24 protein-coding genes are annotated in these 26,354 nt (G+C 71.1%); 15 read left to right on the top strand and 9 right to left on the bottom strand.

Annotated elements, in window-relative coordinates:
• Nucleotides 1-17 precede the first annotated feature (17 nt).
• Nucleotides 18-1,346 carry a cytochrome P450 gene (locus tag ORV05_RS20170; protein ID WP_268441216.1) on the bottom strand — a complete coding sequence of 443 codons (1,329 nt, stop codon included), beginning with the start codon at nucleotides 1,344-1,346 and terminating at the stop codon, nucleotides 18-20.
• Nucleotides 1,347-1,466: 120 nt separating this feature from the next.
• Here ORV05_RS20170 and ORV05_RS20165 point away from each other — a divergent pair, with 120 nt between their 5' ends.
• Complete coding sequence (locus tag ORV05_RS20165; RefSeq protein WP_268441214.1) at nucleotides 1,467-2,060, top strand: TetR/AcrR family transcriptional regulator; 594 nt, start codon at nucleotides 1,467-1,469, stop codon at nucleotides 2,058-2,060.
• 57 nt (nucleotides 2,061-2,117) lie between these two features.
• Nucleotides 2,118-3,356, top strand: a complete 1,239-nt coding sequence (gene mshC / locus ORV05_RS20160) for a cysteine--1-D-myo-inosityl 2-amino-2-deoxy-alpha-D-glucopyranoside ligase (protein WP_268441212.1) — start codon at nucleotides 2,118-2,120, stop codon at nucleotides 3,354-3,356.
• A 44-nt stretch (nucleotides 3,357-3,400) separates the two neighbouring features.
• Here mshC and ORV05_RS20155 read toward each other — a convergent pair whose 3' ends face one another.
• Nucleotides 3,401-5,014 (bottom strand): ABC-F family ATP-binding cassette domain-containing protein, encoded by a 1,614-nt coding sequence (locus tag ORV05_RS20155; protein ID WP_268441210.1) that lies wholly within the window; start codon nucleotides 5,012-5,014, stop codon nucleotides 3,401-3,403.
• 160 nt (nucleotides 5,015-5,174) lie between these two features.
• On the opposite strand from ORV05_RS20155, the gene ORV05_RS20150 reads away from it, so the two are divergent.
• Entirely contained in the window at nucleotides 5,175-5,999 is an 825-nt protein-coding gene (locus ORV05_RS20150) for a metallophosphoesterase family protein (protein ID WP_268441208.1), read from the top strand.
• Here the strand turns inward: ORV05_RS20150 and ORV05_RS20145 are convergent.
• Together ORV05_RS20145 and ORV05_RS20140 are read right to left on the bottom strand one after the other, a co-directional pair.
• Nucleotides 5,982-7,109: an MFS transporter gene (locus tag ORV05_RS20145; protein WP_326938071.1), complete on the bottom strand. Its 1,128-nt coding sequence runs from the start codon at nucleotides 7,107-7,109 to the stop codon at nucleotides 5,982-5,984. The genes ORV05_RS20150 and ORV05_RS20145 overlap by 18 nt on opposite strands.
• A complete protein-coding gene (locus ORV05_RS20140; protein ID WP_268759830.1) occupies nucleotides 7,106-7,945 on the bottom strand; it encodes a PAC2 family protein in 840 nt (279 codons plus the stop codon). The genes ORV05_RS20145 and ORV05_RS20140 overlap by 4 nt, the downstream gene beginning before the upstream one ends.
• Before the next feature lie 126 nt (nucleotides 7,946-8,071).
• Here ORV05_RS20140 and metH point away from each other — a divergent pair, with 126 nt between their 5' ends.
• The 4 genes from metH to hisG all read left to right on the top strand — a co-directional run bounded on the left by metH (nucleotide 8,072) and on the right by hisG (nucleotide 13,554).
• Complete coding sequence (metH, locus tag ORV05_RS20135) at nucleotides 8,072-11,623, top strand: methionine synthase (RefSeq protein ID WP_268441206.1); 3,552 nt, start codon at nucleotides 8,072-8,074, stop codon at nucleotides 11,621-11,623.
• Nucleotides 11,624-11,685: 62 nt separating this feature from the next.
• On the top strand, nucleotides 11,686-12,321 hold the full coding sequence (locus tag ORV05_RS20130; protein WP_268759829.1) for an HAD family hydrolase: 636 nt from the start codon (nucleotides 11,686-11,688) through the stop codon (nucleotides 12,319-12,321).
• A gap of 109 nt (nucleotides 12,322-12,430) precedes the next feature.
• Nucleotides 12,431-12,694, top strand: coding sequence for a phosphoribosyl-ATP diphosphatase (locus ORV05_RS20125; protein ID WP_144590259.1), 264 nt, complete (start codon nucleotides 12,431-12,433; stop codon nucleotides 12,692-12,694).
• Nucleotides 12,695-12,711: 17 nt separating this feature from the next.
• A complete protein-coding gene (gene hisG / locus ORV05_RS20120) occupies nucleotides 12,712-13,554 on the top strand; it encodes an ATP phosphoribosyltransferase (protein WP_268441204.1) in 843 nt (280 codons plus the stop codon).
• A 6-nt stretch (nucleotides 13,555-13,560) separates the two neighbouring features.
• On the opposite strand, the gene ORV05_RS20115 is transcribed toward hisG, so the two are convergent.
• The 3 genes from ORV05_RS20115 to ORV05_RS20105 form a co-directional block, all read right to left on the bottom strand.
• A complete protein-coding gene (locus ORV05_RS20115) occupies nucleotides 13,561-14,490 on the bottom strand; it encodes a ParA family protein (protein WP_268441202.1) in 930 nt (309 codons plus the stop codon).
• Between the two features lie 107 nt (nucleotides 14,491-14,597).
• Nucleotides 14,598-15,377 carry a thioesterase family protein gene (locus ORV05_RS20110; protein ID WP_268441200.1) on the bottom strand — a complete coding sequence of 260 codons (780 nt, stop codon included), beginning with the start codon at nucleotides 15,375-15,377 and terminating at the stop codon, nucleotides 14,598-14,600.
• Between the two features lies 1 nt (nucleotide 15,378).
• Nucleotides 15,379-16,266: a RecB family exonuclease gene (locus ORV05_RS20105; protein WP_268441198.1), complete on the bottom strand. Its 888-nt coding sequence runs from the start codon at nucleotides 16,264-16,266 to the stop codon at nucleotides 15,379-15,381.
• A gap of 93 nt (nucleotides 16,267-16,359) precedes the next feature.
• Here ORV05_RS20105 and ORV05_RS20100 point away from each other — a divergent pair, with 93 nt between their 5' ends.
• Together ORV05_RS20100 and ORV05_RS20095 are read left to right on the top strand one after the other, a co-directional pair.
• Entirely contained in the window at nucleotides 16,360-17,514 is a 1,155-nt protein-coding gene (locus ORV05_RS20100) for a site-2 protease family protein (RefSeq protein ID WP_268441196.1), read from the top strand.
• 63 nt (nucleotides 17,515-17,577) lie between these two features.
• Nucleotides 17,578-18,402, top strand: coding sequence for a tRNA (adenine-N1)-methyltransferase (locus ORV05_RS20095; RefSeq protein ID WP_268441194.1), 825 nt, complete (start codon nucleotides 17,578-17,580; stop codon nucleotides 18,400-18,402).
• A gap of 36 nt (nucleotides 18,403-18,438) precedes the next feature.
• On the opposite strand, the gene ORV05_RS20090 is transcribed toward ORV05_RS20095, so the two are convergent.
• Both ORV05_RS20090 and ORV05_RS20085 read right to left on the bottom strand, forming a co-directional pair.
• Nucleotides 18,439-19,032, bottom strand: coding sequence for a hypothetical protein (locus ORV05_RS20090; protein WP_268441192.1), 594 nt, complete (start codon nucleotides 19,030-19,032; stop codon nucleotides 18,439-18,441).
• A gap of 28 nt (nucleotides 19,033-19,060) precedes the next feature.
• On the bottom strand, nucleotides 19,061-19,855 hold the full coding sequence (locus ORV05_RS20085) for a flagellar basal body-associated FliL family protein (RefSeq protein ID WP_268441190.1): 795 nt from the start codon (nucleotides 19,853-19,855) through the stop codon (nucleotides 19,061-19,063).
• Nucleotides 19,856-20,364: 509 nt separating this feature from the next.
• On the opposite strand from ORV05_RS20085, the gene arc reads away from it, so the two are divergent.
• The 6 genes from arc (at nucleotide 20,365) to ORV05_RS20055 (ending at nucleotide 26,350) form a co-directional block, all read left to right on the top strand.
• Nucleotides 20,365-22,173: a proteasome ATPase gene (arc, locus tag ORV05_RS20080; protein WP_268441188.1), complete on the top strand. Its 1,809-nt coding sequence runs from the start codon at nucleotides 20,365-20,367 to the stop codon at nucleotides 22,171-22,173.
• 122 nt (nucleotides 22,174-22,295) lie between these two features.
• Nucleotides 22,296-22,634, top strand: coding sequence for a hypothetical protein (locus ORV05_RS20075; RefSeq protein ID WP_268759828.1), 339 nt, complete (start codon nucleotides 22,296-22,298; stop codon nucleotides 22,632-22,634).
• A 96-nt stretch (nucleotides 22,635-22,730) separates the two neighbouring features.
• Nucleotides 22,731-23,630, top strand: coding sequence for an aldo/keto reductase (locus ORV05_RS20070; protein WP_268759827.1), 900 nt, complete (start codon nucleotides 22,731-22,733; stop codon nucleotides 23,628-23,630).
• 70 nt (nucleotides 23,631-23,700) lie between these two features.
• Nucleotides 23,701-24,309 (top strand): hypothetical protein, encoded by a 609-nt coding sequence (locus ORV05_RS20065; protein ID WP_268441186.1) that lies wholly within the window; start codon nucleotides 23,701-23,703, stop codon nucleotides 24,307-24,309.
• 272 nt (nucleotides 24,310-24,581) lie between these two features.
• Nucleotides 24,582-26,084, top strand: a complete 1,503-nt coding sequence (gene dop, locus ORV05_RS20060; protein ID WP_268441184.1) for a depupylase/deamidase Dop — start codon at nucleotides 24,582-24,584, stop codon at nucleotides 26,082-26,084.
• Between the two features lie 71 nt (nucleotides 26,085-26,155).
• Nucleotides 26,156-26,350 carry a ubiquitin-like protein Pup gene (locus tag ORV05_RS20055; protein ID WP_144592203.1) on the top strand — a complete coding sequence of 65 codons (195 nt, stop codon included), beginning with the start codon at nucleotides 26,156-26,158 and terminating at the stop codon, nucleotides 26,348-26,350.
• Nucleotides 26,351-26,354 lie beyond the last annotated feature (4 nt).

The raw sequence follows: 26,354 nt of genomic DNA, 5'->3' as shown, positions 1-26,354 counted from the left end.
CGGCGGGGCGCGCCGGGTCAGCGCGGGGTGACCGAGATCCGGGCGCCCCGGCCGGGAACCAGGGTGATGTGCCGCGGCCGGGCGGGTTCCGGGCGGGCGCGGTCGGGGGAGAGCCGGTACCGCGACAGGATCGCCTGGAGCACGATCGTGGCTTCCAGCAAGGAGAAACCCGCGCCAAGACAGCGCCGGACGCCCCCGCCGAACGGAAACCAGGTGCCGGTGGCCGGTCCGCTGCCGAGGAACCGTTCCGGCCGGAACGCCTGCGGATCGGGGTGGTGCGCCGGATCCCCGTGCACCAGCGCGATCGAGGGCATCACGGTGAATCCGGCCGGGATGCGGTAACCGCCGATCTCGACGTCACGGGTGAGCCTGCGGGCGACCTCGGAAATCACCGGGTGCAGCCGCATCGCCTCCTTCGCGACGGCTTCGAGGTACTTCTCGTCGCCGCTGTCGGCCGCCTGGCTCGCGCGAGCCAGCCGCACCGGGTCGCGGGCCAGTTCGTGGCAGGACCACGCCAGCGTGGTCGCGGTGGTCTCGTGCCCGGCCAGCAGCAGGGTGATCAGCTGGTCGCGCAGCTCGGCGTCGGAGAGGCGGTCGTCCTCGGCGGGCACGGTCAGCAGGCGCGACAGCACGTCCGTGCGCTCGGGGAGGTCGGTCGCGGTGCGGCGCTCGGCGATTTCGGCGAACAGCAGTTCGTCGACGCGGCGCTGCCTGAGCATCGACCGCCGCCACGGGCCGAACCGCTGGAGTTTCTCGTTGTGCCAGCCGAACAGGTCGAGCACGCCGATGTCGACCAGATCGGTGAGCAGGCGGCGCAGCTCGTCGAGGCGGGGTCCTTCGGCGACCCCGAACACGACCCGGAGGATGATCTCCAGGGTGAGGGCCTGCATCCGGTCGTGCAGGCGGAACACGCGGCCGGTGGGCCAGCGGTCCACCTCCCGCTCCGCCAGTCCGGTGATCATGTCCCGGTAACCGCGCAACGCGGCGCCGTGGAAGGCGGGCATGAGCAGCTTGCGGGCACGCAGGTGCACGTCTTCGTCGGTGAGCAGGACCGAATGCTCGCCCATGATCGGCTTGAGGATGACGTTGCCCTCGCCGGCGTGGAAGGTGGTGGCCGGGCCGCTGAACACGGTCCTGATGTGCTCGACGTCGGCCAGTTGCACCACCGAGCGTTCGGGGTAGAGGTTCAGCCGGATCACGTCGCCGTAGCGGCGGCGCAGCAGGGGCAGCAGGACGTGGCGGAAGTTGCCGAACAGCACGGTCTGCACGCCGCTGGGCAGCCGGGGACCGGGCGGCAGGGGTGCGGTTCGGCGCGGTGCGGCGACGGGCGCGGTACCGGTGGACATGCGGCGACCCCTCCTCGACCGTGAGAGCAACGTCTCTTTTTATACGCGCGTATAAGTCGCCTGTCCACTCCGGGACTCCCGCAGCCCCCTTGCCGGGGCCCTGGCCCTTACGCTGAGGGGGTGGGCCATCGGGAACAGTTGCTCGCGGCCGCCCGGCGTCTGCTCGAGGACAAGGGCTACGCGCACATCACGGCGCGCGATCTGGTCGCCGCGTCGGGGACCAACCTGCACTCCATCGGCTACCACTTCGGTTCCAAGGCGGGGCTGCTCAACGCCGCGATCGGCGAGGTCTTCGAGGAGTGGACCGAAAAGCTGGCGCAGATCGCGATGGCCGACCCGGCCGCCACCCCGGTCGAGCGCGGGCGCCGCGCCTGGGCGGCGATGCTCGACAGCCTGCCTTCGACCCGTGAACTCCTGCTGTCCTATGTGGAGGCTCTTGCGCAGGCCGAACGCACCGTTTCACTGCGGGAGCAGTTCGCCGAGCAGTACCGCCGCTGCCGCCGCAGGGTCGCGGCCCTGGTCGCGGAATCGCTCGGCGACGGCACTTCGCCGGAGGATCCGCGCTGCCAGGCGGTGGCCAGCTTCGTGATCGCCATCTGCGACGGCCTCTCGGTGCAGTGGCTGCTCGATCCCGGCGGCGCCCCCACCTCCGCCGAGCTGTCCGAGGGGCTCGCCGCGATGTGGTCGGCCTCCTTCCCCGGGACCGCTTCCTGACCTGCCCCGTCCCACCGGGCGGGAGCAATGGTGGCCGCGCCGCTTAGGGTTGGGGGTATGCAGACTTGGTCATCGGTCGCCCTGCCCCGCGTGTCGGGGATTCCGCGGGCCCCGCGATTGTTCGACACGTCCACCGGGCAGGTCCGCCCGACCGCACCGGGCCGCACGGCGCGGATGTACGTCTGCGGGATCACCCCCTACGACGCCACCCACCTCGGCCACGCCGCCACCTACCTGGCATTCGACCTGGTGAACCGGTTGTGGCGGGACAACGGGCACGACGTGCACTACGTGCAGAACGTGACCGACATCGACGAACCGCTGCTGGAGCGCGCCGAACGCGACCACGACGACTGGGTCGTGCTCGCCCTGCGCGAAACCGCGCTGTTCCGCGAGGACATGGAGGCGCTGCGGGTGCTGCCGCCGCGCGAGTTCGTCGGCGCGGTGGAGAGCATTCCCGAAATCGTCGAGGTGATCGCGAAGCTGCTGGGCGACGGGGCCGCCTACCGGGCCGACGACCCGGCCTACCCCGACATCTACTTCGCTCGCGGTGCCACCGGCCGCTTCGGCTACGAGTCGAACTACGACGAGGCGACCATGATGCGGTTCTTCGCCGAGCGGGGCGGCGACCCGGACCGGCCGGGCAAGCGCGATCCGCTGGACGCGCTGCTGTGGCGCTGCGCGCGGCCCGGTGAGCCCTCGTGGGAATCCGAGCTCGGCGCGGGGCGGCCCGGCTGGCACATCGAATGCAGCGCGATCGCGGTCAACCGGCTCGGCATGGCCTTCGACGTGCAGGGCGGCGGGTCGGACCTGATCTTCCCGCACCACGAGTACAGCGCCGCGCACGCCGAGGCGCTTTCCGGCACGCACCCGTTCGCACGGCACTACGTGCACGCCGGGATGATCGCCCTCGACGGCGAGAAGATGTCGAAGTCGCGCGGGAACCTCGTGTTCGTCTCGCGGCTGCGCGCCGACGGCGTGGATCCGGGCGCGATCCGGCTCGCGCTGTTCGCCGGGCACTACCGCAGCGACCGGGCGTGGACGCCGGATCTGCTGACCGAGGCGCAGGCGCGGCTGGCCCGCTGGCGGGCGGCGGTGGCGCTGCCGTCGGCTCCCGCGGCGGAAGACACCGTGGCCCGCCTGCGGGACCACCTCGCCGACGACCTCGACACGCCCAATGCGCTGCGCGCCATCGACGCCTGGGCGTCGGAGGCCCTTCAGGGGCACGGCACCGACATCGCGGCACCCGAGCTCGTCCGCACCGCCGTCGACGCCCTCCTCGGCATCGAGCTCTGACCCGCGCCACCGCCACCGGGCCTCGGTGGGTGGCTGCGCCATGATCACCCACCGAGGCCTCGGGTCTCCGCCCGCACCACTTCTCCCCGGTGCAGGCGGAGGACGGGGTGATCCCATCCGCGGCGCAGCCAGCGGTCGTGCGAGGCGACGACGACGGCGCCCGGTGCGCTGTCGAGGGCGTCGAACAACTCCTCGGCGAGGGTCAGCGAGAGGTGGTTCGTCGGCTCGTCGAGCAGGAGCACGTCCGGTGGCCGCGCCACCAGGATCGCGAGGGCGAGCCGCCGCCGCTGGCCGACCGAAAGGAGTCCGGCGGGCCGGTCCAGTTCGGCGGGCGGAAGCAGGCCGAGGCTGTCCAGCGGCACGGCCCCGGGCCCGGCGGCTTCGGCGTAGAGCAGGCGGGGGCTCTTACCCGGGTCGGGCAGGGTGACGTCCTGTTCCAGCAGTCCGGCGCGCAGGCCGCGGCGGCGGTGCACCGCGCCGCCCGCCGGTTCGAGCCGCCCGGCGAGGACCGACAGCAGCGTCGACTTGCCCGCGCCGTTGCCGCCGGCCACCAGCAACCGCCCCGAGCCGGTCAGCTCCAGGCGTCCGATGTGGAGTCTCCCGGGCACGCGCACGTCGCGGAGCGTCAGTGCGGGTTCGTCTTCGCCCGCCGCCCGCGTCAGTGCCGGTGCGGAAAACCGCAGCGGGGCGGGCGGTCGCGGGACCTGCGACCGGGTCAGCTCGTCGAGGCGCTGCTGCGCGTTGCGCACCCGGCGGGAGATCTGCTTCTGGACCCGTCCGCTCTTGAAGTCGTAGAGCATCTTCGCGTTGTCCCGGGGTGCCCGGTCGTGCGCCACCCGGCGGGCGGTCACCTCGACGGATTGGGCCAGCTGCTTCAGTTCCGCCTGTTCGGCGGCGTACCGCTGCTCCCAGCGGGCCCGCTCGGCACGCTTGTGCCGCAGGTACTCGGTGTAGGCGCCGCCGTAGCGGGTGGGTCCGCCCAGCGCCGGGTCGAGGTCGACGATGTCGGTGCACACCGCGTCGAGGAACACGCGGTCGTGCGAGGACAACACGACGATCCCGTTCAGCCGCGCGAGGTGCCGTTCGAGGAATTCCAGGCCGGAGTCGTCCAGGTGGTTGGTCGGCTCGTCGAGCAGCAGCGTGCCCGGCTGCCGGATCAGCAGGGCGGCCAGCCCGAGCCGCGACCGCTGCCCGCCGGACAGCGTGCCGAGCCTCCGGCCCGGATCGAGGCCACCGAGGCCCAGCCCGGCCAGGACGAGCGCGGCACGGCGATCGGCGTCCCACAGGTCGTGGGCCTGGGCCCACTCGAGCGCCCGGCCGTACTCGTCGGCCGCCGCCGGGTCGCTCTCCAGCCGCCCGGCGAGTTCGTCCAGCCGCCGCGCCACGGCCCGGATCCCGGCGAGGGCGTCGTCGAGCACCCCGGCGAGCGTGGCCGAACCGGGGAAGGGCAGTTCCTGCGCCAGGAAACCCAGGTCCTCCCCGCGCTCGACCGTGCCGGCCAGTGGCTCTTCGAGCCCGGCGAGCAGCCGCAGCAGGGTGGATTTGCCCGCGCCGTTCTCCCCGACCAGGCCCAGCCGCCGACCGGGACTCGCGGTCAGCGACAGGCCGTCGAAGACGACGCGATCGCCGTAGGAGAAGACGAGATCGGTTACTCGCATGAAGACGCACCCACTCGTGGAAGAGAAGTGAGCCCCGCCGGGCGGTGCGCCGCGGACGCGGGGAGGGAGTGCGCGTCAGTTCTTCATGATGCGACCAGGTTAGCGGCCTTCTCCAGCGCCGCAATCGTTTTTCCGGCCGCCGAGTCGTTACGGTGGAACGGTGCCCAGTCTCTTCGCCACCAGCGACCTCCACGTGACCCACCGGGGCAATCCCGAGATCGTCGAGACGATCCGGCCCGAATCGCCCGACGACTGGCTACTGGTCGCCGGGGACGTCGCGGACCAGGTCGGTTCGATCAGGGACACGCTGGCGATGCTGCGGGAGCGGTTCGCCAAAGTCGCCTGGGTGCCGGGCAACCACGACCTGTGGACCACCGGACGGGACACCGTCGCGCTCCGCGGGCAGGACCGCTACCTCCACCTCGTCGACCGCTGCCGCGAGATCGACGTGCTCACCCCCGAGGACCCGTACCCGGTGTGGGAGCACGGTGAGCGGCCGTTGACGGTGGCCCCGCTGTTCGTGCTCTACGACTACAGCTGGCGCACGCCGGAGGCCGAGGACGTGCCGCTGGCCCAGGCGCTGGCGCAGGCGCGGGAGGCGGGCGTGGTGTGCACCGACGAGTACTTCCTGCACCCCGACCCGCATCCGAGCAGGCAGGACTGGTGCGCCCAGCGCCTGAAGTACACCGAGGAGAGGCTCGCGGCGATCCCGGAGGACCACGGGACCGTCCTGCTGTCGCACTGGCCGCTGCACCGGCATCCGACCGCCCCGCTGTACTGGCCCGAATTCGCGCTGTGGTGCGGCACGACCCGCACCGAGGACTGGCACGTGCGGTACCGGGCCGAGGCCGCCGTGTTCGGCCACCTGCACATCCCCAGGACCACGTACGCGGACGGCGTGCGCTTCGAGGAGGTCTCGCTGGGTTACCCGCGTGAGTGGCGCAAGCGGGCCCGCGGACCGGTGGCGCTACGCAGGATCCTGTGACGGGGGCCGGATCACGGCAAGCGCGACGGGCGGCACCAGCACCGCCGCGGCGACCAGGAAGGCCAGGCTCGGCCCGGCGTGGTAGAGGCCGGTGAACACGGCCGGGGAGGCCGACATGCCGAGGAACCGCAGCGCCGTCACCACGGAGATGGCGCCGCTTCGGCCCTGCGTGCCGCCCCCGAGCACGAGGGTGTTGATCCCGACCAGGATCAGCTGCCCGCACACCCCGGCCAGCGCCCACGCCGCGGCCACCACGGGCAGCGACGCGGTCAGCCCGATCGAGCCGATCGCGACCGCGCCGAGCAGCAGCCCGGCCGTGACCGCCAGGCGCGGGCCGAACCGGTCGGAAGCCGCGCCCACCAGGCGAGCGGTGGTGAACCCGGCGAAACCGAAGGCGGTGAGCACCAGGCCCCGCATGCCGGGGCTGAGCGCGAACAGGTCCTCCAGCCGGAACGCCACCAGGAACGGCAGTCCCGCCAGGCAGGCCCAGGCCAGGAACACCACGAGGCCGTACCACAGCACGTCGCGCCGCCAGGCGTCCCGCAGCCGGGCCACCTCGGCCGACCGGCCGTGGTCGGGGGGCAGCGGGCTCGCCGCCAGGACCGCCGCCACCGCGGCGATGCCGGCGAAAGCCCAGCGCCAGGAGCTCTCCGCCGCGATCCCGCCGACCAGCGGCGCCGAGGTCTGCCCGATGGCCTGCATCGCGCCGAAGGTGCCCAGCGACCGCCCCAGCCGCTGCCTGGGGGTGATCTCGGCGAGCTTGGTCAGCAGCAGCGGCGTGGTGAACGCGTTCGCCACGCCCTGCAGGCCCCGGCTCGCCTGGAACAGCCAGAACCAGGGGGCGAGGGCGGCGAGCGCCGCCACCAGCACGTAGCCGAGGTAGGCGAGCCGGATCGTGCGGACCGGGCCCCAGCGGGCGCCCAGCGTCCCGGACACCAGCATCACCACCGCGAACGGCAGCAGGTAGGCGGTCAGCGACGTGGCGGCCGTGCCCTGGGTGACCCCGAAGGCGGCGCTGAGTTCGGGCAGCATCGAGGACACCACACCGCCCCCGAACGGGCCGAGCAGGCCGCCGATGTAGAGCGCGGCCAGTGCACCACGGGATCTCACCGAGGCGCCGACCCGGGGCCTTCCTGTCCGGGACGGCGCCGCCGGAGGTAGCGCTCGAACTCCGCGGCGATCTTGTCGCCGCTGGACTCGTCGACGGAGATCTCCTCTTCGGCGTCGCCCCGCTCTTCGAGGGTCCGCACGTACTCGCTGATCTCCTCGTCCTCCTCGGCCATCTCGCTGACCGTGCGCTGCCACTCCTCGGCCTGCTCGGGCAGGGCGCCCAGCGGCACCTCCACGTCGAGCACGTCCTCGAGCTTGTGCAGCAGCGCCAGGGTCGCCTTGGGCGACGGCGGCTGCGAGACGTAGTGGGGCACCGCGGCCCAGATCGAGATCGCCGGGATGCCCGACTGCACGCAGAGGTCCTGCAGGATGCCCACGATGCCGGTCGGGCCCTGGTAGCGGCTGCGCTCCAGACCGAACCGGGCGGCCGCCTCCGCGTCGTAGGCGGTGCCGGTGACCGGCACCGGCCGCGTGTGCGGAGTGTCGGCGAGCAGTGCGCCCAGCGTGACCACGGTTTCCACGTCGAGGGCTTCGATGTGTTCGAGGATCTCCTCGCAGAAGGCGCGCCACCGCATGTTGGGCTCCGGGCCCTGCATCAGCACCACGTCCCGGTCGTAGCCGGGAGGACGGCAGACGGACAGCCGCGTGGTCGGCCATTCGACGCGCCGCGTGACCCCGTCCACCATGCGGACGGTCGGACGGCTCACCTGAAAGTCGTAGTAGTCGTCGGGGTTCAGCTCCGCCAGCGGCTTCGCGTCCCAGCTCAGCTGGAGGTGCTCCAGCGCCGTACTGGCGGCGTCACCTGCGTCGTTCCACCCCTCGAATGCCACGACCATGACCGGTCGCGACGACTCCGCAGAGTCATCGGACGGACCATGGGACTGCTCGATCGCGTCGGCTGGGTCACTCACCCGACCAGCCTACGACCCGGGCACGAGCGGGGAGACCGTAGCCTGGACGACATGCCGGATCACCTTTCGTCGCCACTGCTGGATGCCCTCGCCACCCGTGTCGTCGTGGCCGACGGAGCGATGGGGACCGCACTGCAGGCCCATGACCTCTCCCTGGACGATTTCGCCGGGTTGGAGGGGTGCAACGAGATTCTCAACGTGACCCGGCCGGACGTGGTCCGGGGCATCCACCGCGGCTACCTGGAGGCCGGTGCGGACGCGGTGGAGACCAACACCTTCGGCGCCAATTGGGCGAACCTGGCCGAGTACGGCATCGAGGACCGGATCTTCGAACTGTCCGAGGCGGGGGCGCGGCTGGCGCGGGAGACCGCGGACGAGTTCTCGGCGGCCGGGCGGCCCCGGTTCGTGCTGGGTTCGGTGGGCCCGGGCACCAAGCTGCCGACGCTGGGGCACGCGCCCTACGCCCGGCTGCGGGACGCGTATTTCGAGCAGGTCCGGGGCCTGCTGGCGGGCGGTGCCGACGCGGTGATCGTGGAAACCACCCAGGACATCCTGCAGACCAAGGCGGCCGTCGTGGCGGCGCACCGGGCGATGGAACGCGAGGGCCGCCGGGTCCCGGTGATCGCGTCCCTGACCGTGGAGACCACCGGCACGATGCTGCTGGGGACCGAGGTGGGGGCGGCGCTGGCGGCGCTGGAGCCGCTGGGCATCGACCTGATCGGCCTCAACTGCGCGACCGGTCCCGCCGAGATGAGCGAGCACCTGCGCACGCTGTCGCGTTCGGCGAGGGTGCCGCTGTCGGTCATGCCGAACGCCGGCCTGCCCGAACTGGGGCCGGACGGGGCGGTGTACCCGCTGTCCCCGGAGGGCCTGGCCGAGGCGCTGTCGGGCTTCGTGCGCGAGTTCGGGGTGGGCCTGGTCGGCGGCTGCTGCGGAACCACCGACGAGCACATCCGGCAACTCGCCGAGGCGGTGCGCGAGACCTCGCGCGCCGAGCGGAGCCCGCGCCCGGAGCCCGGGCTGTCCTCGCTGTACCAGGCGGTGCCGTTCGAACAGGACGCGTCGGTGCTGATGATCGGTGAGCGCACCAACGCCAACGGGTCGAAGAAGTTCCGCGAGGCGATGCTCGAAGGCCGTTACGAGGACTGCGTGGAGATCGCCCGGGAGCAGACCCGCGACGGCGCGCACTTGCTCGACCTGTGCGTGGACTACGTGGGCCGCGACGGGGCCCGCGACATGGCGGAGCTGGCCGGGCGGCTGGCCACCGCGTCCACCCTGCCGATCATGCTGGACTCGACCGAACCCGAGGTGCTGCGGGCGGGCCTGGAGCACCTGGGCGGGCGGTGCGCGGTCAACTCGGTGAACTACGAGGACGGCGCGGGCCCGGATTCGCGGTTCCAGAAGGTGATGCGGCTGGTGCGCGAGCACGGCGCCGCCGTGGTCGCGCTGTGTATCGACGAGGAGGGCCAGGCCCGCACGGCGGAGTGGAAGGTCCGGGTCGCCACGCGGCTGATCGAGGACCTGACCACCAACTGGGGCATGTCCGTTTCGGACATCATCGTGGACTGCCTGACCTTCCCGGTCTCCACCGGGCAGGAGGAGGTCCGGCGCGACGCGCTGGAGACCATCGAGGCGATCCGCGAGCTCAAGCGGCGCTATCCCGAGGTCCAGACCACGCTCGGGGTGTCCAATGTGTCCTTCGGGCTGAACGCGGCGGCCCGCCAGGTGCTGAACTCGGTGTTCCTGCACGAATGCGTCCAGGCGGGGCTGTCCACCGCGATCGTGCACGCCTCGAAGATCCTGCCGATGGCGCGCATCCCCGAGGAGCAGCGCCAGGTCGCCCTCGACCTGGTCTACGACCGGCGGCGGGAGGGCTATGACCCGCTGCAGAAGCTGATGGAGCTCTTCGAAGGCGTTTCCGCGGCCTCCAGCAAGGCTTCCCGCGCCGAGGAACTGGCCGGACTGCCGCTGTTCGAGCGGCTGGAACGCCGGATCGTGGACGGCGAGCGCAACGGACTGGAAGCCGATCTGGACGAGGCGATGACGCAGCGGCCGCCGCTGGAGATCATCAACGAAACCCTGCTGGCGGGCATGAAGACCGTCGGTGAGCTGTTCGGTTCCGGCCAGATGCAGCTGCCGTTCGTGCTGCAGTCGGCCGAAGTGATGAAAACCGCCGTCGCCTACCTGGAACCGCACATGGAAAAGGATTCCTCGGGCGGAAAGGGCCGGATCGTGCTCGCCACCGTGAAGGGCGACGTGCACGACATCGGCAAGAACCTGGTGGACATCATCCTGTCCAACAACGGCTACGAGGTGGTCAACCTCGGGATCAAGCAGCCGGTCACCGCGATCCTGGACGCGGCCGGAGAGACCGGGGCCGACGCGATCGGCATGTCCGGCCTGCTGGTGAAGTCCACGGTGATCATGAAGGAGAACCTCGAGGAGATGAACTCCCGCGGGGTCGCGCAGCGGTGGCCGGTGCTGCTCGGCGGGGCCGCGCTGACGCGCACCTACGTGGAGAACGACCTGTCCGACATCTACCAGGGCGAGGTGCACTACGCGCGGGACGCGTTCGAGGGCCTGCACCTGATGGACCAGATCATGGCCGCCCGCCGCGGGGAGGCCCCCGCGGCGGACCCGGAGGCCGAGGCCAAGCGCGCCGAGCGCAAGGCGCGCCGGGAGCGGTCGCTGCGCATCGCCGAGGCGCGCAAGGCCCGCCAGGAGCCCGAGGAGATCCCGGCCCGTTCCGACGTGGCCACCGACGTGCCCCTGCCCACGCCGCCGTTCTGGGGAACCCGGGTGGTCAAGGGCATTCCGGTCGCCGAGTATTCGGCCTATCTCGACGAGCGCGCCACCTTCCTCGGCCAGTGGGGCCTGCGCGGCGCCAAGGGCGGCCAGGGACCCACCTACGAGGAACTTGTCGAGACCGAGGGGCGGCCGCGCCTGCGCTACTGGCTGGAGCGGCTGGCCACCGACGGCGTGCTGCAGCACGCCGCCGTCGTCTACGGCTACTTCCCCTGTGTGGCCGAGGGAAACGACCTCGTGGTGCTCTCCGAACCCCGCCCCGGCGCCCCGGAGCACTGCCGGTTCACCTTCCCCCGCCAGAAACGCGACCGGCACCTGTGCCTTGCCGACTTCTACCGGCCCCGCGAGGCGGCGCTCGAAGCCGGTGAGGTGGACGTGCTGCCGCTGACCCTGGTCACCATGGGTGCGCCGATCGCCGACTACGCGAACGAACTGTTCGCCGCCAACGCCTACCGCGACTACCTGGAGGTGCACGGCCTCGGCGTGCAGCTGACCGAGGCGCTCGCCGAGTACTGGCACCGCCGGGTACGCCAGGAACTCCACTTCGCCTCCGGGAACTCGCTGGCCGACGAGGATCCCCAGGCGATCGAGGAGTACTTCAAGCTGGGCTACCGCGGCGCCCGCTTCTCCCTGGGCTACGGCGCCTGTCCCGACATCGAGGACCGCACCAAGATCGTCGAACTGCTCGAACCGGGCCGCATCGGGGTCAAGCTTTCCGAGGAGTACCAGCTCCATCCCGAGCAGTCCACCGACGCCATCGTCTGCCACCACCCCGAAGCCAAGTACTTCAACACGTGAGGGAAGGGAACACCTTGACTGGACCGTCCACACAGGACGGATTGGCGGCCGTGCTCTGGGACATGGACGGCACGCTGGTCGATTCGGAAAAACTGTGGGACGTCGCGCTGTACGAGGCGGCGGAATGGCTCGGCGGCAGGCTCACCGAACAGCAGCGGCTGACCCTGGTGGGGTCGAACATGACCGCCACCGCGAGCTATCTGCTCGAGGTCACCGGGCGGCCGGTGACGCCGGAGGGGATCGCCGCCACCGGCGACTGGATCCGGGACCGGACCGCGCGGCTGTTCGCCGACACGCTGCCCTGGCGTCCCGGGGCGCGCGAGGCGCTGGAGGCGGTCCGTTCGGCGGGCCTGCCCACCGCGCTGGTCACCTCGACGGAACGCTCGCTGACCGAACTGGCGCTGCGCACCATCGGCCGCGAGTTCTTCGACGTCGAGGTGTGCGGCGACGAGGTGGACGGGCTGAACAAGCCGCATCCCGAGCCCTACCTGAAGGCGGCGCGCCTGCTCGGAGTCGACCCGGCCCGCTGCCTGGCCGTGGAGGACTCCCACCCCGGCACCGCTTCGGCCGTCGCGGCCGGCTGCGTCGTGCTGGTGGTGCCCAACGACGTGCCGGTCGAACCGGGGGAGCGGCGCGTCCTCCGCTCCTCGCTGATCGGCTTGGACGCCTCCGCGCTCGCGGAGATCTTCGCGCGGTGACCGGCGGTGTGGCGCGGCGCACTTTCCCCGCCCGGCCCGATGATCGGGACGCGGCGGGGAGCGGGCCGGATCGACGGCGCCCGGTGGCGGATGGAAGTATCTACAGACCGTGAAGACCTTCGATGAGCTGTTCGCCGAGCTGACCGAGCGTGCGAAGACCCGGCCCGCCGGCTCGGGTACCGTCGCCGCGCTCGACGCGGGCGTGCACGCACAGGGCAAGAAGGTGCTCGAGGAGGCCGGCGAGGTCTGGATCGCGGCGGAGCACGAATCGGACGAGCGGCTCGCGGAGGAGATCTCCCAGCTGCTGTACCGGGTACAGGTACTCATGCTCGGCCGCGGGCTGAGCACCGAGGACGTTTACCGCTACTTGTAAGAACGGGAGTGAAGGGCATGCTGCGGGTTGCGGTGCCGAACAAGGGAGCGCTGGCCGGTCCGGCGGCGGAGATGCTCGGCGAGGCCGGGTACCGACAGCGACATGACCGCGATCTGACCGTCCTCGACCATGTCAACGAGGTCGAGTTCTTCTTCCTGCGGCCCAAGGACATCCCGATCTACGTGGGCAACGGCGAGCTCGACCTGGGCATCACCGGCCGCGATCTGGCGATCGACTCGAGGGCCCAGGTGGAGGAGACCCTCGCGCTGGGCTTCGGTGCCTCCACCTTCCGCTACGCAGCGCCCGCCGGGCAGGACTGGAAGCCCGCCGACCTGGCGGGCAGGCGGGTGGCCACCTCGTTCCCGAACCTGGTCACCGACGACCTCGCCACCCACGGCGTGGAGGCCGAGGTCATCCGGCTCGACGGGGCGGTGGAGATCTCGGTGCAGCTCGGTGTGGCCGACGCCATCGCGGACGTGGTGGAGACCGGCCGCTCGCTGCGCCAGCACAACCTGGTGGCCTTCGGCGACCCGATCTGCGTGTCGGAGGCGGTTCTCGTCCAGCGGGCCGGTTCCGCGCCCGACAAGGCGAAGTCGCAGCTCACCGCCCGCCTGCAGGGCGTGGTGTTCGCGCAGCAGTACATGATGCTCGACTACGACTGCCCCCGCACGCTGCTCGAAAAGGCCGTCGCGATCACCCCGGGCCTCGAATCGCCCACCGTCGCCCCCCTCGCCGACCCCGGCTGGGTCGCGGTGCGGGCCATGGTGCCGCGCAAGAAGGTCAACCACATCATGGACGAGCTGGCCGAAATCGGCGCGAAGGCCGTACTGGCCTCCGACATCCGCTCCTGCCGGTTGTAGGTCTGCCTACTGCTTCGGTTTCTTGGGAAGCAGGTCGTAGAGGCGTTTGCGGGTGCCCGTGTCGTTGGCGTCGCGGGCGCGCGCCACTTCGGTGATGAAGTCCTCGAAGACGAACTCGTCCGCGACCGGCACCACGGCCGGTGCCGGCCGCTGGATGCTGTAGTCGTCGAGGACCGCGGCGATCTGCCGGAACGCCACCGCCTGCGTGGTTTCCGGCGCGAACGTGGTCACCGGCACCCCGTGCGCGGCCGCCTCGTTCATCACCACCCCGAGCGGGACGTGCGGCAGCAGCGGGTAGCCGAAGCTCTGCAACTCGTTGAGCGCGGCGGCCGCATAGCTCGACATCGGCCTGCGGTACAGGCCCGGCACCACCCCGAAGTACGGGATGGGATCGCGGTTCACCGCCTGCTGCACGAAGGCCAGCTGGTCGTTGAGCAGCCGCAACGCGCGGATGCTGGTGCGGTCCGGCTGCACCGGCACCAGGATGCCGTGCGTGGCCGCCAGCGCGTTGTTGGTCAGTAAATCCAGGGCGGGCGGGCAGTCGATGATCACGTGATCGTAGTTGGCGAACTGGATCACCCGCGCCAGCTGCCAGCCCGGGACCCGGAAGTTGTCCAGACGCCGGATCAGGTCGAACATGCCGGGGGCGGTGGGGATCACGTCGAACGCCCCGCCCGGCCCGATGTTGCTGCGGGGATGGGGGACGACCAGCTCCTCGACCGGCCCCTTCCACGCCTTGGTCAGCGCCTTGGCCAGGCTCGGCGCCTCCGCGGGCAGTTCGGGGAGGCCGAGCATCTCGGTCGTGGCATGCCCCTGTGGATCGAGATCGATGAGCAGCACCCGGCGCCCGCGCTCGGCGAGCGCGGCCGCCGTGCCCACACTCAGCGCGGTCTTGCCGACGCCGCCTTTCTGGTTGACCACCGAGGTGATCTGCACTCGAGCGCTCCCAGGTGTCCGTCGTTCTGGCCAAGGTTAGTGGATCTCGGGCAGGCTGCGGGAGAGGTCCCCTGCGTGTTTTCCCTACCCGGACGGCAGGCGGCGCTTCAGCGCTCCCGCACCATCAGCGCCTGCGCACCCCGCGCCACCGCTCCGCCGAGATCGCGAAGGGTACTCGTGGCCACGCCGACGCCGTCAGGGCCGATCACGGTGGCGGCGTCCAGCCCGATCCACTCGCCCTCCGGCACGCGCTGGACGTGCACCGTCAGTTCGCTGTTGATGAACCACCACCGGCGCGGATCGAGGAAGTTCGAGATCCCGCTGCCCGAATCGGCGACGGTGAACAACCGCTGCAGCGGACTGGGTTCCTCCCCGGCCACCAGTGGTACCCGCTGCCGCACCCACACCGCGGCGGGGCCGGGACCGGTCACCGAACCGGAGACGGTGCGCCACTCCATCGCGGTCAGATAGCCGGTATGCCAGCCTTCCGGCCATCCCGAGGGGCCGCACTCCTGTGGGGAAGGCCAGTCCGCCGGGGTGGGGGTGGCCAGTGTGCCGGTGTCGGAGGCGATCACCCGCCACGCCGAGGCCCTGGCCACCGCGCGCCCGTCGGTGACGAGTTCGGCGGTGACCAGTTCGACCGACCGGCCCGGTCGTTCCACCTTGGCCTGCACGGAAAACTCGGCCAGCGGTGCCGGTCCGAGTATCTCCACGGTCACCCGCGACAGCCTGCCGGGCCAGCTGAGCGGAAGCCGTTCCAGTGCACGGACCAGCAGGGCCGACGGCGGGCCGAAATGCTGGGCGTTGGGCGACCACGGCCCGGCGGTGTGCTCCGTGGCCAGGAAACGGTCCTCGCCGCGGGGAAGGTAAAAAGCGCTTTCGGTCATGTCAGTCCGCTCGGTCCAAGGGGGTTTCGTCGCCTGCGTCCGGTTCCGGCCAGCCCGGGTAGGGCGGCGGGGTCCCGCCGAAGGACGGGCACAGCGCCTGGTGGGCGCACCAGTCGCACAACCTGCCGGGATTGGGCCGGAAATCCCCCGTCCGCCCGGCCCGCAGGATCGCTTCCCAGATCGCCTCCAGCGTCCGCTCGAAGCGCCGCAGTTCGGGTTCGTCCGGCGTGTAGGCCAGGGACTGCCCGTCGGTGAGGTACATCAGCTTGAGCTGGCGGGGCACGATGCCGCGCAGGCGCCACAGCACCACCGCGTAGAACTTCATCTGGAACATCGCCTTGGCCTCGCCGATCTCCCTCGGCGCGGCCCCGGTCTTGTAGTCCACCACCCGGATTTCGCCGGTGGGGGCGACATCCAGCCGGTCGACGTAGCCGCGCAGGAGCACACCGGAGCCGAGCTCGATTTCCACGTGCAGCTCGCACGCCTCCGGTTCCAGCCGCCGCGGGTCTTCCAGCGCGAAGTAGCTGTCCAGCAGTTTTTCCGCGCTGGACAGCCAGGACCGAACCTGCTCCTCGTCTTCCCCGGCGAACAGCTCGGCCCATTCCGGGCGCTGGTCCGACAGCTGCGACCAGGCCGGGGCAAGCAGTTCCCTGGCACGGGCGGGCAGCCGTTCGGGCCCCGGAAGCGCGAACAGCCGCTCCAGCACGGAATGCACCAGCGTGCCGCGCAACTGCGCCTTCGTGGGTACTTCGGGCAAGCGGTCCACCGCGCGGAAGCGGTAGAGCAGCGGGCACTGCTTGAAATCGCTCGCCCGCGACGGCGACAGCGCCGGGCGCCGCACCTCGCGCCGGTTACCGGCCTGCTCGTCTGCCGCTGCCGTGGTTGCCATGCGTGCACCCTATGGCAGCGCACCGACAGTTCCCCCGCCCCCGCGCCGCCGGTGTCACGTCCGTCCCACATCGCGCGCTCTACCCTTGCTCGTATGGCCGCGACCAGCGAGCACCACCCCAGCCGGGCGAGGCGGTACGTCACCACCGCCGACGGCGGCCTCCTGCTGTTCCGCGTGCAGGAGGTCCCGGTCGTGCTCGCGCCCTCGTGGTGGATCGGCTCGCTCGCGGTGATCGTGCTCTACGAGCCGATGGTCAGCCGTCTGCTGCCCGAGGCGGGCACGCTGACCTCGTGGCTGCTGTCGGCGGCCTTCGCGGTGCTGCTCGGCCTGTCGGTGCTGGCCCACGAGCTCGGGCACTGCGTGGTCGCGCTGCGGCTGGGCATCCCGGTGCGGCGGCTGCGGCTGTTCCTGCTCGGCGGACTGTCCGAAGTGGCGAGAACGCCGAAGCGGCCGCGCCAGGAGGGGCTGGTCGCGGGCGCCGGACCGGTCGTCTCGCTCGCGCTCGCCGCGCTGTGCGGCCTGCTGCTGCTCGCCGTGCCGGGGCAGAGCGCGGCCTGGCTGCTGGTCGCCGAGTGCGCGGTGGCCAACGTCGCCGTCGGCGTGTTCAACCTCCTGCCGGGGCTGCCGCTCGACGGCGGGCGTCTGCTGCGCGCGGGCGTGTGGGCGCTGACCGGACGGCGGGCCGGGGGTACCAGGGCCGCGGTGTTCGGCGGCGGCCTGGTCGCCGCGGGACTGCTGGTCTGGGCGATCTTCGGGCTGGCCGACGGCAGTCAGGACAAGTGGCTGCGGCTGGGCGTGTGCGTGGTCACCGCCTGGTTCGTGGCGATGGGCGCGGGCGGTGAACTGGCCGCGGAAACCAGCCGGAGCTGGCCGGAGGGGCTGCGCCTGGCCGATCTGGTCCGGCCCGTGCTGCAACTTCCCGCGGAGAGCCCCGTATCCGACGCGCTGGCCGCTTCGGCCGGGCGCGGAGTGGTGCTGGTCCGGGCCGACGGGGTGGCGGCGGGCCTGCTCGACGAGACCGAGGCCGAGCGGCTGGCGGCCACCTCCCCGCACGCGCCCGCGGAACTGGCCGCCCAGCCGATCCGGGCCGAAACCGTGCTCATCGCCTCCGAGCCGGGCGAGGACATCGCCGAACGGGTCCGCGAGACACCCGCCTGGCAGTTCCTCGTGGTGGACGACGAGGGCCGCCCCTCGGGGGTGCTGCGCCGGGAGGACCTGCGCGTCGCGCTCGCGCGCCGTCCCCGCTGAAGGACTCCGCTCGTGATCTGCGAAGATCGGTCGCTGCCGGTTTTTCGAAAGCGTGGAGGTTCAGTGTCGGTAAGCGGGCCGTTCAGACCCGGGGACAGGGTGCGGTTGACCGATCCGAAGGGCCGGCACTACACCATCGTGCTGACCGAGGGTGAGGAGTACCACACGCATCGTGGGGCACTCAAGCACGACGACCTGATCGGCAGGCCCGAAGGCTCGGTGATCGCTTCCGCGGGCGGGACCTCGTACCTCGCGATGCGCCCGCTGCTGGCCGACTACGTACTGTCGATGCCCCGTGGCGCTCAGGTGATCTACCCGAAGGACGCCGCCCAGATCGTGATGTGGGGCGACATCTTCCCCGGGGCGCGGGTGCTGGAGGCCGGTGCGGGCTCGGGTGCGCTCACCTGCTCACTGCTGCGCGCGGTGGGGCCGCAGGGCACGGTCACCTCCTACGAGGTCCGGGAGGACCACGCCGAGCACGCGGTGCGCAACGTCGAAAAGTTCTTCCACGGCAAGCCGGAGAACTGGACGCTGACCGTGGCCGACCTCGCCACGCACACCGGCGAGGTCGACCGGGTGGTCCTCGACATGCTCGCCCCGTGGGACGTGCTGCCCGTCGTGCACCGGAACCTGGTGCCGGGCGGGGTGCTGGTGGTCTACGTCGCGACCGTCACCCAGCTGTCCCGGGTGACCGAGGCGCTGCGGGAGCAGCAGGGGTGGACCGAGCCGGAGTCGTGGGAGACGCTCATGCGGCCCTGGCACGTGGTCGGCCTGGCGGTGCGGCCGGAGCACCGCATGGTGGCGCACACGGCCTTCCTGCTGACCACCCGCAGGCTCGCCGACGGCGTGACCCCGCCGCGCCCGCAACGCCGCCCCAGCAAGGGCTGACCACCCCCCGGCCCCGGCCCGGCCGTGGGGGCCGGGTCAGTTCTCGGCGTCGCTGGCGTAGCACCAGCTAGCGGCCGTGCGGCGGAGGGCGAAGGCGAAGTCCTTGGTGCCGCGGGGGCCGGTGACCCGCGCGGGGACCAGCATCAGGTCTCCCTGGGCCCGCGGCGAGCCGGTGATCTCCATGGTGACCCCCTGGTGGGGCGACGGCTTGGGCGACACCTCCGGGCAGGTCAGCGTCTCCAACGCGGAGGCGTCGCCGTTGTTGTACGCATCGGCCACGGCCTTGGCGACGTCGAGGGCGCCGCTCGCCGCCGCAGCCGAGGACGGTGCGCCGGACGGCGGCGTGGCCGATGCTCCCTGTGCGGGCTGCGGGGCCTGCGAGGCGGCTGTCACCGGGGTGCCGTTGCCGTCCTTGCCGCCGGTGAGGAGCACCGTGGCGGTGACGCCACCCCCGATCAGGACCACCCCGGCCACGACGAGCCCGGCGATCGGCCCAGTCTTCTTCCGCTGGGGTGCAGGGCCGTCCGGGCCCCCGGGGGGAAATCCGCCCCCGGGGGGAAACCCGCCCCCGGGGTGGCCGTACGGACCCGGCGCGCCCCACGGCCCGGGCTGATGCGGTGGCTGGTTCACGGGGTCGTCCCTTCCCCTCGCAAAACGGTCACGACACGTCGAGGCACCACTGCGAGTTCTGCAGCTTGAGCTGGATGTTGTCGTTTTCCGGCCCCTTGCTCGAGGTCGCCGTCATCGGGACGGTGGCCGTCGTGCCGGTGATCGTCGGGTCTCCGGTGACGGTGACGTGGTAGTCCGACGGCAGGGTCTTCCACTTCTGCCTGCCGTTTTCGATCTGCGCGTCGGTGGGACGGGTGCACATCAGCCCCACGAACTTGTCGATGTCGCGCGCGTTGAACGCGTCGGCGAAGGCCTGGGCGACCCCCTTGGCGCCGGCGGCCGAGCCACCGGAGCTCTGGGTGCTGCTCCGCCTGGGGGAGGAGGCCGGGGTGCCGGGGGCGGCCAGGGTGCTGCCGGCGGGGGCGGAGGTCGAGCCGCCGGGCGCGCCCTGGGCGGTCCCGCCCGAGCTGTTCTTCGAGTTGCCGGTCAGCAGGATCAGGGCGGTGACCCCGCCGCCGATCAGGACCACCGCGGCGATGGCGATCCCGACGATCAGGCCGGTTTTCTTCTTCTTCGGCGGCATGTCGGGAGTGCCGCCCGGGTAGGCGCCCCACTGCTGGTCGGGCTGGCCGTACGGCCCGGGCTGCTGGCCGAAACCACCCTGCTGCTGGGGGCCGCCGGGGAAAGCGCCCGGCTGGGGCTGCGAGCCGCCGGGAGGAAAGCCCGCGCCGGGATAGGGCTGGCCGGGTTGTCCAGGCTGGCCGGGTTGTCCCGGTTGTCCGGGCTGTCCAGGTTGGCCGTACGGTCCGGGCTGGCCGTACGGGCCGGTCGGCGGGTACGTCATGAGCGGGTTCCCCCTCGGAGGTCGGTGAAATGCCCACCTTTGACGCACGGGAACGCAGTCCGGTTCGCGGGAAGGCAGAATTCAGGGCCTGTTTCGGTTGCGGTGACGCCAGGGATCGTAGCGGCGCGCTCCGGTGCTGATCGTCCAGCATCTCCGGTGCCCGCGGGCACGGTCCGGGGAAGAGACCCATACGACCTTCCCGGCGGACACCGCTCCCCTCCGGTTTGAGCACGGTCCGAGGGGGAAGCCGTACGTGAACGTCCCGTAAAGGCTCGGTTGGGTGGTCGTGACATGGGTGGAGAGCGCACAACCCGCTCGGCCGCGCTGTGTTCACCGATACTTACGGAACGTAGCTTTCCCGCCGGTTCACCTGGCACCGTGACGGGCGCTTGCGTTCGGCGTTCGTTCGTGCATCCGGTGCGACGCGCCAATCCTGTGATGCGGATAGGCCTTTTCATGTCGGTGATCGCCGGTACCGTGGATGAAAAGCACTCCGAGGAGGTGCCGACATGCAACACGACCTTCCCGGAGGTCGGCATGAAGAAGCCGACCCTTCAGAGACGACTGGAGCTGGAACGACGTCCGACGAGCAGGCGCGGCAGCTACGTTTCCTCGAGGAGGAAGTCGCACTGCTGCGGAGGAAACTGACCGATTCACCCCGACAGAACCGTGTGCTGGAACAGCGTCTCGCGGAGGCGTCCGAACGGGTTGCCCAGCTCACCGAGCGGAACAGCAAGCTGGTCGAGACCTTGCGGGAGGCCCGCGGTCAGCTCCTCGCACTCCGCGAGGAGGTCGACCGCCTCGCCCAGCCGCCCAGCGGGTACGGCGTGTTCGTCCAGGCCTACGAGGACAACACGGTCGACGTGTTCACCGCGGGCCGCAAGATGCGGGTCTCGGTGTCCCCCGCGGTGGAGATCGAGTCGCTGCGGCGCGGCCAGGCGCTGCGGCTGAACGAGGCCCTCACCGTGGTGGAAGGCGGCGACTTCGAGCGCACGGGCGAGGTCTGCGCCCTGCGCGAGGTGCTCGCCCCGGTCACCGAGGGCGGCACCGCCCGCGCGCTGGTCGTGGGGCACGCCGACGAGGAACGGGTGGTCTGGCTGTCGGATCCCCTGGCCGAGGAGCCCCTCAAGCCGGGTGACTCCCTGCTCGTCGACTCGAAGGCGGGCTACGCCTACGAGCGGGTGCCCAAGGCCGAGGTCGAGGATCTCGTGCTGGAAGAGGTGCCCGACGTCCGCTACGAGGACATCGGGGGCCTGAGCAGGCAGATCGAGCAGATCCGGGACGCTGTCGAACTGCCGTTCCTGCACGCCGACCTCTACCGCGAGTACGAGTTGCGGCCGCCGAAGGGTGTGCTGCTCTACGGCCCGCCCGGCTGCGGGAAGACGCTGATCGCCAAGGCGGTGGCGAATTCGCTGGCCAAGAAGGTGGCGGAGGCCCGCGGGGACGCCGGCGCCGCCGAGGCGAAGTCGTACTTCCTCAACATCAAGGGCCCGGAGCTGCTGAACAAGTTCGTCGGGGAGACCGAGCGGAGCATCCGCCTGATCTTCCAGCGGGCCAGGGAGAAGGCCTCCGACGGCACGCCCGTGATCGTCTTCTTCGACGAGATGGAGTCGATCTTCCGCACCCGGGGCAGCGGCGTGTCCTCGGACGTGGAAACCACGATCGTGCCGCAGTTGCTGTCGGAGATCGACGGTGTGGAGGGGCTCGAGAACGTCATCGTGATCGGTGCCTCCAACCGGGAGGACATGATCGACCCGGCGATCCTGCGGCCGGGCCGGCTCGACGTGAAGATCAAGATCGAGCGTCCGGACGCCGAGGGTGCCAAGGACATCTTCTCCAAGTACCTCACCTCCGGCCTGCCGATCCACGCCGACGACCTCGCCGAGTTCGGCGGGGACAGCAAGGCCACGATCGACGCGATGATCCAGCACACCGTCGAGCGCATGTACGAGGAGACGGACGAGAACCGCTTCCTCGAGGTCACCTACGCCAACGGGGACAAGGAGATCCTCTACTTCCGGGACTTCAACTCGGGCGCGATGATCCAGAACATCGTGGACCGGGCGAAGAAGTCGGCGATCAAGTCGGTGCTGGAGACCAAGCAGCCCGGTCTGCGGGTGCAGCACCTGCTCGACGCGATCGTGGACGAGTTCGCGGAGAACGAGGACCTGCCCAACACCACCAACCCGGACGACTGGGCCCGGATCTCCGGCAAGAAGGGCGAACGGATCGTCTACATCCGCACGCTCGTCACCGGCAAGAACCAGGATTCCGGCCGCGTGATCGACACCGCGACCAACACCGGCCAGTACCTCTAGGCCGTCCGCGGAGCAGGGCCGCCGGTCACCGCGGTGACCGGCGGCCCTTTCGTGTGCCGGGAAAACCGTCACCGGCAGGTGTATAACGGCCTATACTGCGCGGTGTGAGCGAGCCTGACTTCATGCCCGAACCGCTGCGCCCCCGGGCGCCGATCACCGAAGCGGACGTCCTGGCCTGGCTGGAGGAGACGGCGCGGGCCGTGCAGTCCGGCCGGGTGGACGCCGACGGCCTCATCGCCGTCCTGGGTGAGCTGAGGCGGGCTTCCGCCGCCTGTGCCGATGCCTCGGACTGGGCCCTGCTGGCCGCCCGTGAACAGGGGGCGAGCCTGCGGCAGATCGCGCCCGTCTTCGGCAAGGGCTATGTCCGGGCGCCCGCGGCCCGGCTGGAAAAGCTGCACCGCCAGGCGCTCGACTCGCAGCAGTGGCTGGAAATCCTGCGCCGGAGGGCGGAAGGCGTATAACGTCCTCCGTGAGACATAGCCGATGCTTATGTCTCACGGAGACGCCACCGCACAGAAGGGACCACTCCGCTGCGCATCGGACTCGGCTTGGCCGCGCTGGGGCGGCCCGCCTACATCAACCTCGGCCGGGTGGAGGAACTGCCCGCGGACCGCGACGTGGCCGCGATGCGGCGCGCCACCCATGCCGTGCTGGACGCCGCCTACCGGGCGGGGATCCGCTGGATCGACGTCGCGCGTTCCTACGGGCGGGCCGAGGAGTTCCTCGCCGCGTGGCTGGCCGAACGCGGCCACCGGGACCTGGTGATCTCCAGCAAGTGGGGCTACACCTATGTGGGCGGCTGGCGGCTCGACGCCACGATGCACGAGGTCAAGGAGCATTCCGCCGGCGGGTTCTCCCGGCAGTGGTCGGAAAGCAGGCAGCTGCTGGGTTCGGCGATCGACCTCTACCAGGTGCATTCCCTGACCCTGGACAGCCCGCTGTTCACCGACGAGCCGCTGCTGCGCGCGCTGGCCGCACTGACCGACGACGGCGTGCGGGTCGGTTTCTCCACCTCCGGCCCGCACCAGGCGGCGGTGATCCGCCGCGCGTTCGAACTGGAGGTCGCCGGGAAACCGGTGTTCACCTCGGTCCAGTCCACCTGGAACCTGCTCGAACCTTCGGCGGGCCGCGCGCTCGCCGAGGCCCACGCCGCGGGGAACCTGGTGCTGGTCAAGGAAACGCTGGCCAATGGCAGGCTGGTGGTGAACCCGCCCCCGATCCTGGCCCGCATCGCGGCCCGCCACGGCGTCGGTCCCGACGCGGTGGCGATCGCCGCGGTGCTGGCCCGCCCCTGGGCGGACCGCGTCCTCACCGGCCCGGCCAGCCCCGCGCAACTGGCCGCCAATCTGGCCGCGACCAGGGTGAACCTCCTCGAAGGGGAACTGCGCGCCCTGGCCACGCTGGCCGAGCAGCCCGGCGAGTACTGGGGACGGCGGTCCTCATTGCATTGGCGCTGAACGGTTCGGTTAGTCTCGGCGCCCAAGGTCGGATCACGAAGGGGAAAATTCGGTGCGTCAGGGAAGGTTCGTGGTCCTGGCTGCGGTTGCGCTGACCGGACTCGCCGGTTGTGCCAATCGCCCCAACAACCTCGAGACCTACTACGACAGTACGGCGCCGGCCACCGATTCGGTGCATGCCTCGGCGGCCGCCTCGTCGTCCGCGCCGGTCTCGGCGGCGGCCGTGGACCCCGCTGCCGCCGCCCGCGAGGCGATCGCCGACGAGGTCGCCTCCGCGGTGCTGACCAAGGACGATCTCGCGAAGGAGGGCGTGCACGCGGCGGCCAGCCGCGCCGACAACGCCGCGTGCTTCAACGCGGTGCCCGCCGGCGATCCGCGCGGGTCGACCTGGGTCTACGGCAGCGGCGCCTCCCTGACCCAGCTGGTCACCGGTTATCTCGACCGTCCCGCCACCGACGTGCTCGCCCAGGTGCAGTGCGACGGCACGAAGCTGAACATCCAGCTGCCCCCCGGGGCGACCGCGGTGCACGCCTGGTGCCAGGGCGCCACCTGCACTGTGTTGCTCGCCGCCGGGCATGTGCTGTCCGGGCTGCAGGTCACCGCGAGCACCGCCGCCCGGGCCACCGACGCGGTCAAGAGCGTGACCCCGCTGGCCGCGAAGAAACTTCCCACCGGCTGAAGCCGGAGCCTCAAGGCCACCTTGAGGGCACGGCCCCGGACCGAGTAAGCGCATTCCCGGAAGGGAGACGCCGTAGCCCCGGGCGCCGTCACCTGAACGGACCAGATCGCGGTGGCCGTGTGCTCGCCTCGTCATCTCTGGTGGTGACGCGCGTCACGTGGTCTCCGCGGTCGTTCCCGGCCCTCTCATGGCTCCTTCGAGTGTCCCATCCGTGATCTTCCTGCCCCGGTCCCTTCCTGCGCAATCGGCCCGACTACCCGTAGGCTTGGGGTATGCGGCGGATCATGGGAACCGAGGTCGAGTACGGCATCGCGGTGCCGGGCGACGCGACCGCGAACCCGGTGCTGACCTCGACACAGGTGGTGCTGGCCTACGCGGCTGCGGCCGACATCCCGCGCGCACGGCGCGCCAGATGGGACTACGAGGTGGAATCGCCGCTGCGCGACGCGCGCGGGTTCGACCTGGCGGGCCCCGGCGGCTCCGGCCACGATCCCGACGTCGAGGACCTCGGCGCGGCCAACGTCATCCTGACCAACGGCGCCCGGCTCTACGTCGACCACGCCCACCCCGAGTACTCCGCGCCCGAGGTCACCAACGCGCGCGACGCGGTGATCTGGGACAAGGCGGGCGAGCGGGTGATGGAGGAGGCCGCGCTCAAGGCCGCGACCGTGCCCGGGCAGCCGCAGCTGCAGCTGTACAAGAACAACGTGGACGGCAAGGGTGCCAGCTACGGCACCCACGAGAACTACCTGATGTCCCGGTCGACCCCGTTCACCTCGGTCATCGCCGGGCTCACCCCGTTCTTCGTCTCCCGCCAGGTGGTCACCGGTTCGGGCCGGGTGGGCATCGGCCCGCAGGGGGAGGAGGCCGGCTTCCAGCTGTCCCAGCGTGCCGACTACATCGAGGTCGAGGTCGGCCTGGAGACCACCCTCAAGCGCGGCATCATCAACACGCGCGACGAGCCGCACGCCGACGCGGACAAGTACCGCAGGCTGCACGTGATCGTCGGGGACGCGAACCTCGCCGAGTACTCGACCTACCTCAAGCTCGGCTCCACCGCGCTGGTGCTCGACATGATCGAGGCCGGGCAGCGGTTCGACGACCTCAAGCTCGACGAGCCGGTGCGCGCGGTGCACCAGATCAGCCACGACCCGACGCTGAAGACCAAGGTGGCGCTGGCCAACGGGCGCAAGTACACCGGCCTCGACCTCCAGTTCGCTTACCACGAACTCGCCTCGGCCTTCCTCGAGCGCGAGGGCGGGGACGCGCAGTCCAAGGAGGTCCTGCGGGTGTGGGGCGAGATCCTGGACGCGCTGGCGCGTGATCCCGCCGAATGCGCCGACCGGCTCGACTGGCCCGCCAAGCTGCGGCTGCTCGAGGGCTACCGCAACCGTGACCAGCTCGGCTGGGCGGCGCCCCGGCTGCACCTGGTCGACCTGCAGTACTCCGACGTACGGCTGGACAAGGGCCTCTACAACCGCCTGGTCACCCGGGGGTCGATGAAGCGCCTGGTGACCGAGGAGGAGGTCCAGGCGGCCATCACGAACCCGCCGCTGGACACCAGGGCCTACTTCCGCGGCCGCACCCTGGAGAAGTACGCGACCTCCATCGCCGCCGCCTCCTGGGATTCGGTCATCTTCGACGTGGGCAAGGAATCGCTGGTCCGCATCCCCACCCTGGAGCCGTTGCGCGGCACGAAGGCCCACGTCGGCAAGCTGCTGGACGAGGCGGACACGGCCGAGGAACTGGTGGAGGCGCTCACCACCGCCGACTAACCGTGTCCATGACCATCCCGATTGTCATGGTCACTGGGTAGGCTAGAACCAACAGCTCACCGGGAGGCGAGATGGCACAGGAAAAGATCGAAAAGCACGGCGGCGGCGACTCCGACGAAGAGCTCGAGGGTGCGGCCCCAGCCGGTCAGGAGCGCCGGGAGAAGCTCGGCGAGGACGTCGACACGATCCTGGACGAAATCGACGACGTGCTGGAGGAGAACGCTGAGGACTTCGTCCGCGCGTACGTGCAAAAGGGCGGCGAGTAGCCCG

This window comes from Amycolatopsis cynarae (assembly GCF_026802195.1).
Classification (GTDB): Bacteria; Actinomycetota; Actinomycetes; order Mycobacteriales; family Pseudonocardiaceae; genus Amycolatopsis_E; species Amycolatopsis_E rhizosphaerae.
Note: the sequence above shows the minus strand (reverse complement) of the source record. Positions and strands in the feature narration are given on the sequence as shown.